Origin of the sequence: Cupriavidus sp. HMR-1 (genome assembly GCF_000319775.1) — a bacterium.
GTDB classification, from domain to species: domain Bacteria; phylum Pseudomonadota; class Gammaproteobacteria; order Burkholderiales; family Burkholderiaceae; genus Cupriavidus; species Cupriavidus metallidurans.
Genome location: NZ_ANKP01000139.1, coordinates 1 through 9437, shown reverse-complemented (window position 1 = coordinate 9437; position 9437 = coordinate 1). Strand labels below are relative to the sequence as shown.

Genomic DNA, 9437 nt, shown 5'->3' with positions numbered 1-9437 from the left:
TTTCCGTTTTCTGAGACGACCCCTTGTAGGCCTGCACCGACTGGATATACCTGTTTCTCGCGACGGCTATCCGATTCTCTGTACCCTCGAGTTGGGACTGCAAATCTCTGAATCCCGCATCGGCCTTCAACTGTGGATAGTTCTCCGAGACAGCCAATAGCCTCGACAACGTCCCAGATAGCTGTTGTTGCGCCGCCTGAAATTGTGCGAAGGCCTGGGGGTTGTTAAGCGTCTCCGGCGTGACTTGCAACGCCCCAACGCGCGCACGGGCCTCAGTCACCTGTGTCAGGACTTCCCGCTCATGGCTTGCGTAGCCCTTTACCGTGTTGACCAGATTGGGCACCAGGTCTGCACGACGCTGGTACTGGTTCACCACCTCTGACCAACTGGCTTTGACTTGCTCATCCTGCGATTGAATGGTGTTGTAGCCACAGCCCGTCAGACTGATTGCGAGCATTGTCGTAAGTACCAACCATAGCCTGCGCACGAGACACCTCCATCCTTTCGCACCTTTCGCAAGGCTGCATGAGCCTAATAATGCACCAACGGCAGTGCCGCGAATAGCTGGCACACTCGAAAATCGGGTTTTCAGCATTTATGCTAGGTTGCACGGAAGACCGTTTGATTGATATGCGTCAACAGCGGTCGGTCGCCGCGAAGGACTCCAGCGACGCGGCTACATAGAATGAGCACGGGATGACTATCTGACTGAGGGCTTAGCGATGCCAAACGCCAAGGCCATTGCGATTTCCATCTCAAATACGCCGTCGTGGCGAAGCGAACGGACGGAGATGTGCGAGCACAAGGGCATCGGACATCCCGATAGCCTTTGTGACGGAGCCGTCGAGGCGGCAGCGCACGCCTTGTGCCGCGCCTACCTTGACGCCTATGGCGCAATCCAGCATTTCAACTTGGACAAGGCACTACTCATCGGCGGCATGAGTGCGCCGAAGTTCGGCGGCGGCCAACTCCTGCGCCCTATGCGCTTGTTGGTGTCGGGCCCTGTCACCGAACTGCCATCTGCCAAGGTGGAGCAAATCGTTGAGCAGGCCATTCGCGAGTACCTGAAGGAGTGCCTTGGCACAACAGGTGACGAAATCCAAGTTGAGCCCATACTTCGTCCTTCAGCCCCAAACCTCCGGCGCGTCGTCGCTACCGCGCCATCCGTACCGCTGTCGAATGACACGTCCTTTGGAGTAGGCTATGCACCACTTTCAAGCCTCGAAAGCGCAGTGCTCTCAGCGGCGGAGTCATTACGTTCAAGTGCATTTAAGGTGTTTTTTGGGGCGGCCGGTCAGGACTTCAAAATCATGGGAAGTCGGCTCGATGGGCATCATCGACTCACTATCGCACTGGCATTTGTTGACCGATATGTGCGCAGTGTCGATGAATACTTCGCACTGAAAGGTCGGATAGCGTCGTATCTGGCCGAGCGCGACCACCCGGCATGTGAGATTGCCATCAATACCCTGGACGACCAAAGCGCCCAGGACGAAAGTGGGGTCTACCTGACCGTCACCGGCCTGAGCGCCGAGCATGGTGACGACGGCCAGGTGGGTCGGGGAAATCGAGTCAATGGGTTGATTACGCCTTATCGGCCAATGTCGCTGGAGGCCGCTGCGGGGAAGAACCCTGCCTCGCATGTTGGCAAGCTCTACAACGTGCTCGCGCACCAATTGGCTGCGCGTATCGCAGTAGACGTGGATGGCGTAGCCCAGGTTGTCGTACGGCTTCTTTCCGGCATTGGCCGGCCTATCAACCAGCCGCAATTGGCAGCCATTGACATCGTCGCTGAAAGCGGGCTCTCGCTCACCCAGCAACAGCAGATTCGCGAACTCGTTCGGCAGCAATTGGCTGACCTTCCCATACTGGTCAAGGAACTGGCGACCGGAGCGGTGCCTGTATTCTAGGGCCCAATCGCCAACCGACCTTATCTGGGCATAGTCCCTGCGTCGCTGCAAGCGTTCTACCGGATTTTTTGAACGCTGTTGCCTAGCACGGCGACCTCCGCCCCGCTGTTCGCATTCCTTGACTAGCATCAATAGCCAGGTCCTTTAGAGGGCCCAGACTAATAAAGAAATCCTGCTTTGCAGCCCGCCACTCGCCCCCAGGAGGATGGCATGTCGACCAGGTCCGCTACCCCATTCGGGGGGAAATATGGTGTTGTCGATGGACAGGCGCGCCAAGTGGCCGGCCACGACGAACTTGCTCACCAGCAGCGAGTGCGGGACCCGGTCTGCGGCATGGAGATTTCCCCCGTGGAAGCCGCTGCCAGTGCCGAGGTCGACCAGCGGCGCTACTGGTTCTGCTCAAGTCACTGCGAGCAAACCTTCCGCGCCAATCCTGCTCAATACACTCTGAGTCCATCTGACGAGCATGCGTCGGCGGGCGCTAGCGCTACGTCACCTGCGGCTGCCACCCCCGCCACCGGCAGTGCCAAGCAACTTGCGAAGGACCCCATATGCGGGATGATGGTCGACAAGGCCACAGCCCTCTCGACTGAGCGCGGCAAGCGCAAGTACTACTTCTGCAGTGAAAGCTGTCTACGGACTTTCGAGTCGCCCGAGAGTGAATTGAAGGCCATGAAGACGCGCGTGACCATTGCGCTCACGGGCGTCCTCGCTCTGGCCATCTTCCGAGCAGGTGCTTTCCTCGCATTGGCGGCAGGCGCGACTCTCCTAACTTGGGCACCGATCCCCGCACTTCCTTGGCTTACGTGGGGAATGTGGCTATTCCTGCTGGTCACCCCAGTCCAGTTCATTGGCGGATGGAGCTTCTACAAGGGAGCGTGGAATGCCATCCGGACCCGCAACATCAATATGGACTTCCTCATCGCACTGGGAACGTCCGTCGCGTACTTCTACAGCGTAGTGGTCCTTTTCTTCCCCTCCTGGTTGCCCGTGAAGGTGGCGGAGCGAGATGTCTACTTTGAGGTCTCGGCGGTGATTATTGCCTTCGTACTGCTGGGCAAGTACATGGAGGAAATCATCAAGAAAAAGTCGTCGGCGGCAGTTCGCCGTCTGCTCGACCTTCGTCCTGCCGTCGCTCACGTACTGCGTGAGGGCAAGGAAGTCGAAATCCCCGCTGAAAGCATCATGGTGGGTGAATCGGTAGTCGTACGTCCGGGCGAGAAGATTCCCACTGACGGCAATGTTATCGAGGGCGAGTCCAGCGTTGACGAATCGATGCTGACTGGCGAGTCGATGCCCGTGGAGAAGAAGCTTGGTGCCTCGGTCATTGGCGGCACGCTCAACCGCAGTGGTGCCTTCACGTTTCGAGCCACAAAAATTGGGGCGGACACGGCGCTCGCACAGATTATCAAGATGGTCGAGGACGCCCAAGCCAGTACGGCTCAGATTCAGCGGCTGGCCGACCAGGTCACCAGCTATTTCGTGCCGGCAGTTGTCTCAGTTGCCTTGCTGGCCGTGGTCGGGTGGACGGTCGCTGGTCACTTCGCCCATGGGCTGCTTGCCTTTGTGGCAGTTCTCATCATCTCCTGCCCGTGCGCGCTTGGCGTCGCGACGCCTGCCGCGTTGATGGTCGGCGTCGGCAAGGGGGCGGACAATGGCATTCTGATACGCGGCGGTGAAGTGCTGGAGCGCGCGGAGAAGCTGACCGCCGTTGTCTTTGACAAGACAGGAACAATTACACGTGGAGAGCCCACCGTCACGGATGTCATTTCCATCTCGAACCATGATGAATCGACGTTGCTGGCACTAGCAGCCGCCGTCGAATCCGGGTCCGAGCATCCGTTGGGCGAAGCCATCGTGCGCGCTGCTCAACATCGTACGCTGACCATTCCTAAGGCAGTCAGCATCAGCGCCTTGTCGGGCATGGGCATTCAGGGCCATGTCGGCAGCCAACAGGTCTGGCTGGGGAATCGACGTCTCTTCGCGTGCCAGGGAATTGCGACCAGTGACGCTGAGTCCGTGCTCCGCAAACTCGAAGCCGACGGGAAGACCGCCATGCTGGTCGGTGCGGGTACCTCGCTGCTCGGAGTCGTTGCCGTCGCAGACACGGTTAAGCCCGAAGCCGCCGAGGCAGTAGCTGCTTTGAAGGCTCGCAACATCAAAGTGCTTCTCCTAAGCGGTGACAACCGTCGAACTGCGGAGGCAATCGATCGCCAGGTTGGCATCGAGCATGTTATTGCCGAAGTGATGCCCGAGGACAAGGTTGAGACCATTCATTCCCTGCAGAAGCAAGGCGAGGTCGTGGCGATGGTTGGAGACGGCGTGAATGATGCCCCTGCACTCGCTGCCGCTGACATCGGTATTGCCATCGGGTCCGGGTCCGATGTTGCCAAGGAGACTGGCAGCATCATCCTCATCCGCGATGACGTGCGAGACGTGGTCGCGTCCATTCAGTTGTCGCGCGCAACGATGCGCAAAATCAAGCAGAATCTTTTCTGGGCGTTTATCTACAACACGATTGGCATACCGGTCGCTGCGTTCGGACTGTTGAACCCCATCTTCGCGGCAGCGGCCATGGCCCTCTCATCCTTGAGTGTGGTCGCCAATTCGGCATTACTGAAGCGAGTACGACTTGGTCGACCCGGTACGGAGGCGATATGAAGCGCGCCCTGGCATGGATTTGTGCGGCCCTCGCGACGCTACTAGCAGTCGCAATCGTGTACTGGTTCGGTATCTCACCAATCACGATACTGCTCGCCGTCCTTCTCCTGTCCTGTCCAATCGTCGTGGCGTGGGTCAGCTGGCGACTCTCGTGTGAGTGTGAGCGAGATATCCGGCAAGCCGTCGACCGTGAGCTTCAACGCCGCGAAAAGCATTGATAAGGAGTTTCAATCATGAACTGGCTCTCACAAAATCTTTCATGGCTCGTGCTTGGCGGCGCGGCCCTCATTGCCTTGATTTCTTGGCAGCGATATACGAGTCGCCGAACCAATCAAGACAGTTGGAAACTTCATACGATGCAGGAGGACATTGCCGCTGCCCGCGACCCCGTCACTGGCAACAAAGTTGAAACTGCTCATGCAGTTACGGCGAACTTCGAAGGAAAGACGTACTTCTTCGAGTCTGAAAGCTCGCGGACCGTCTTTCAGCAGGACCCGGCCAAGTATGTGCACCAGCATCATCGCCATCATGGCTGTTGCTAGACGCGACGTTTCACAGGCTTCCATTCAGGAGAAATGTATGAATCACGACCATAGCAGTAACGAGCACCCGGACGATATGCAGAGAAAGATTTCCAGGTCCAAGCTGGTCACGATAGGTTTCCTGCTGGTGATTGGCTACTTCCTCTGGACGGAGCATCGGGCACATGTGATTCAAATCCTGCCCTTTCTTCTCTTGGCCGCATGCCCCCTTATGCATATGTTCATGCACCATGGGCATGGGCACAGTCATCACCAAGGGGAAGGCAACACGCGCGATGACATTAACAAAGGAGAGCGGTGATGAGCCACGATGCGCAATACGGTTATGGTCTTTGGTCGCTGGTGATTATCAACTCGGCGGTCTTCATCATCTTTGCCTTCAGTTTCACCAAACCGAAGACTTCACGGGACTGGCGGTCCTTTGGCGCCTTCTCGGCGTTCATCGTGGCGCTCTTTACAGAGATGTACGGCCTTCCATTGACCATCTATTTCCTGCTGCCGTGGCTCTCGGCAAAGTATCCCGGCATCGACTTCCTCTCACACGATGCCGGTCATCTCCCTGAGATGATTTTCGGCTGGCAGGGCAATCCACACCTGGGGCCATTTCACATCGCGAGTGACATCCTGATTTTCGGCGGATTTCTCATGCTGTCATCTGCGTGGCGTGTTCTGTACAAGGCTCAGCAAGAGCACCGCCTTGCTACCACTGGGCTCTATGCACGCATGAGGCATCCTCAGTATGTCGCGTTCATCCTGATCATGTTGGGCTTCCTACTTCAATGGCCAACCATACTTACCTTGGTGATGTTCCCCATCCTGGTGTGGATGTACGCGCGGCTTGCCAAGGCGGAGGAGCGAGACGCGCTGACCGAGTTTGGCCAGGAATATGAGGCATATCGCAGGAGGACCCCCGGCTTCATCCCGAATTTCGGCGGTGGGGACGTTCCTCACACCAGGCCTCGTTGAAGCGTAGCGGCATCTCAAATCGGAGGTAGCCATGAAACCCTTCAAAACCGGCGTGACCTTGTCGGCCACCGTTGTGCTTTTTTATGCGTTGTGCACCGTTGTCTGGCTAGCGGCCCCTGAGCCTTTCATGAATTTCATGAACGCGCTCTTTCACGGGCTCGACTTCCGGCGCCTTCAGACTGACCAGGCGTTCTCCTGGTGGTCCGTCACCTATCCAGCCTTCGTTTTCGCAGTGTGGTTCTTCGCTGCCGGCGTGTTTTTCGCATGGTTGCATAACACGTTGGGAGGTAAGGACTGACGTTGAGCCGAAACGATTCGCCTGACACACAGCGCAGTTCTCCCGTTGCATACAACTTTGTTCGTTAGCCGAAACCGGCGGCCGGCTGCGAATCGCACTTGCCTCCATTCCTCCAACACGGCGACGACACAAGAGACCCTCTATGGAACCACGCCAACAGCAGTTTTCCCTCTGGTACGTACTCCTCGCAGTCACGGCGATGCTCATATTGCAAAGCCTCTTCTTTTCATCTCATATCGAGACCCTGCCGTACAGCGATTTCAAGGTTTTGCTAAAGGCTGGCAAGCTCAAGGACATAACGCTCGGAGAGGGAGCCATCACGGGTACGGTCAACAGCGATGGCATTGAGAATCTGCTTCCCAAGCAACAGGTCGAGGAAATGCAGCGTCAGGGTAAGGGGGACCACCCTTTTTCCACGCTCCGTGTCAATGACCCCAATCTGGTTCAAGACCTGGAGGCAGCCAAAGTGCGCTTCGTAGGTCAGGCCGATAACAAGTGGATTAGCACCCTGCTTTCATGGGTGGTTCCTGCCATGCTCTTCTTTGCCGTCTGGAGCTTCCTCATTAAGCGGATGGGTGGTGCCGCCGGCGGGATGATGGAGATTGGCAAGAGCAAGGCCAAGGTTTACATGCAGAAGGAAACCGGCGTGACCTTTGCCGACGTCGCTGGCGTCGACGAAGCCAAGGAAGAGCTTGCCGAAATCGTCAACTTCCTGAAGGACCCCCAGCGCTATCGGCGCCTGGGTGGGAAAATTCCCAAGGGGGTGTTGCTTCTCGGAGCACCGGGCACTGGCAAGACACTGTTGGCGAAGGCCGTAGCAGGAGAAGCCGGCGTGCCGTTCTTCAGCATGAGCGGCTCGGAGTTCGTTGAGATGTTTGTCGGCGTGGGTGCTGCGCGAGTACGCGACCTGTTCAATCAGGCAGAAACTAAGGCACCCTGCATTATCTTCATCGATGAACTCGACGCACTAGGTAAGACCCGTGCCCTCGGCGCGGTAACCGGCAACGACGAGCGCGAGCAGACCCTGAACCAGTTGTTGGTGGAGATGGATGGCTTTGATACCAACAAGGGCGTCATCATCATGGCGGCCACGAATCGGCCTGAGATTCTCGACCCAGCCCTGTTGCGACCAGGTCGCTTTGACCGCCATGTCGCGCTGGACCGGCCCGACCTGAAGGGGCGCGAGCAGATTCTCAAGGTGCACATTAAGGATGTTGTCCTGGCTCCCACTGTGGAGCTCACAAACCTGGCAGCCCGCACCCCTGGCTTCGCTGGCGCGGACCTCGCCAACCTCGTCAATGAGGCCGCTCTGCTGGCGGCGCGCAAAGGCAAGGATGCCGTGGATATGGCGGACTTTGACGAGGCACTGGACCGAATCATTGGCGGCCTGGAAAAGAAGAATCGCGTGATGAATCCCCAGGAGAAGGAGACCATCGCGTACCACGAGGCGGGTCACGCCATCGTGGCTGAGTCGCGGCCACACGCCGACCGCGTATCGAAAGTCTCCATCATTCCGCGCGGCGTCGCGGCACTCGGCTATACCCAGCAGACGCCGACCGAGGATCGCTACCTACTGAAACAAAGCGAACTGCTTGACCGGCTCGATGTATTGCTCGGCGGACGCATGGCCGAGCAAATCGTCTATGGCGATGTCTCCACCGGCGCCCAGAATGACCTACAGCGGGCAACGGACATGGCCCGCCAGATGATTACCCAGTTCGGCATGAGTGAGCAACTCGGACTTGCCACTTATGAAGACCTGCCGAACCCTCTCTATAACAGTCCCGGGTTGCTACCTCGGGAGCGTAAGGAGTACAGCGAGAGTACTGCGCAAATCATTGATGCCGAGGTCCGAAAGATTCTGGGCGACGCAAGCCAACGGGTGAAGCAGACACTGCTTGCAAATCGTCACAAACTTGACGCGCTGGCGAAACTGCTCCTCGAACAGGAGGTCGTCGACCGAGCGGCGTTAGAACTCCTGCTGTCCGACAAGGTGGCCACCCTAACGGTTGGGAAGCCCTCATCGCCGGACGCAGCCGAAGCACGCGGTTCAGACAAGCCACCTCATGAAAACGAAAGCAGAAAACCGCACTGAGGAGTCGGAGTCCAGTTCAATATCACTCGACGAGTACGAGAAAGAGCTGCGCCTCCTTCAGATTGAACTAGTCAAGCTGCAGAAGCACTTCCTCTGTTGCAGCGACAGGATTCTGGTCGTCTTTGAAGGCCGAGATGCGTCGGGAAAGGACGGGACTATCAAACGCATTGTCGAGCATCTCAGTCCTCGTGAGACTCGCGTGGTCGCTCTCGGGAAGCCATCCGACCGCGACCGTGGTTCGTGGTACTTCCAGCGCTATGCGGCGGAACTTCCGGCCGCTGGCGAGTTCACGCTCTTCAATCGGAGTTGGTACAACCGCGCCGGCGTAGAGCACGTTATGGGCTTCTGTAGTAACGAAGAACACGAGGAGTTCTTTCTAAGTGTCCCGGAGTTCGAAGAAATGCTGGTGCGCTCTGGGATTCGGCTCATCAAGTATTACCTCGATATCACCAAGGACGAGCAGAAGCGGCGTATCGAATCTCGTCGCCGTGACCCGCTCAAGCAGTGGAAGGTCAGCTCCGCCTTGGTTGCAATCAATGCGCTGTTGCTCAAGCGTACCAAGCTCGCGGGAATTCGTGCTTCATCACCGTCTGTGTCGTCTTCAGACGTGACTGCACCAATGGCCGGTTGAGCAGTGTACCGTGGACGCCAATACAAGACGCCAGAAGCCCAGGACATCGCCGCGCGCAAGCGTGGCGCGGCAGCCGGCACATGCGAGGCATGCCAGAAAGCTCAGCCGGCTGGTTTTTCCGAGTTTCCTTGACATACTGGCTAAACGCGCGGACCTGAGGTCATACCCCATCGTGGTTGGCGGATTGGCGTTCCTCGCCACGCTCAGTATGTGTGTGCCCGTAGTTCCCTTGCTGACTGCTGCCGTACTGTTAAACGCGCGTCGCTGGAGAGCCATAGCGTTCTGTGCCGCTGGAGGAAGTGGTGGGGGATGTGCGTGAGCACGAGATTCGATG

The 9437-nt window shown here is 57.7% G+C and carries 9 protein-coding genes; 8 read left to right on the top strand and 1 reads right to left on the bottom strand.

Annotated elements, in window-relative coordinates; genetic code table 11:
- The coding region (locus D769_RS17635) for a LemA family protein (RefSeq protein WP_241227877.1) at positions 1-457 on the bottom strand (457 nt) is incomplete at its 3' end.
- 265 nt (positions 458-722) lie between these two features.
- Between D769_RS17635 and D769_RS17630 the strand changes: the two genes are divergently transcribed.
- The 8 genes from D769_RS17630 (at position 723) to D769_RS17590 (ending at position 9103) form a co-directional block, all read left to right on the top strand.
- Positions 723-1910, top strand: a complete 1188-nt coding sequence (locus tag D769_RS17630; RefSeq protein WP_008647623.1) for a methionine adenosyltransferase — start codon at positions 723-725, stop codon at positions 1908-1910.
- Positions 1911-2243: 333 nt separating this feature from the next.
- Positions 2244-4571: a heavy metal translocating P-type ATPase gene (locus tag D769_RS17625; RefSeq protein WP_231582322.1), complete on the top strand. Its 2328-nt coding sequence runs from the start codon at positions 2244-2246 to the stop codon at positions 4569-4571.
- A 233-nt stretch (positions 4572-4804) separates the two neighbouring features.
- Positions 4805-5113: a YHS domain-containing protein gene (locus tag D769_RS17615; RefSeq protein ID WP_029309048.1), complete on the top strand. Its 309-nt coding sequence runs from the start codon at positions 4805-4807 to the stop codon at positions 5111-5113.
- A 37-nt stretch (positions 5114-5150) separates the two neighbouring features.
- Positions 5151-5414, top strand: coding sequence for a DUF2933 domain-containing protein (locus D769_RS17610; protein ID WP_008647613.1), 264 nt, complete (start codon positions 5151-5153; stop codon positions 5412-5414).
- A complete protein-coding gene (locus D769_RS17605) occupies positions 5414-6079 on the top strand; it encodes an isoprenylcysteine carboxylmethyltransferase family protein (RefSeq protein ID WP_008647611.1) in 666 nt (221 codons plus the stop codon). The genes D769_RS17610 and D769_RS17605 overlap by 1 nt, the downstream gene beginning before the upstream one ends.
- A gap of 31 nt (positions 6080-6110) precedes the next feature.
- Entirely contained in the window at positions 6111-6377 is a 267-nt protein-coding gene (locus tag D769_RS17600; protein ID WP_008647609.1) for a DUF5676 family membrane protein, read from the top strand.
- A 142-nt stretch (positions 6378-6519) separates the two neighbouring features.
- Positions 6520-8472 carry an ATP-dependent zinc metalloprotease FtsH gene (gene ftsH, locus D769_RS17595; RefSeq protein WP_008647607.1) on the top strand — a complete coding sequence of 651 codons (1953 nt, stop codon included), beginning with the start codon at positions 6520-6522 and terminating at the stop codon, positions 8470-8472.
- Positions 8444-9103 carry a hypothetical protein gene (locus D769_RS17590; RefSeq protein WP_008647601.1) on the top strand — a complete coding sequence of 220 codons (660 nt, stop codon included), beginning with the start codon at positions 8444-8446 and terminating at the stop codon, positions 9101-9103. The genes ftsH and D769_RS17590 overlap by 29 nt, the downstream gene beginning before the upstream one ends.
- Positions 9104-9437 lie beyond the last annotated feature (334 nt).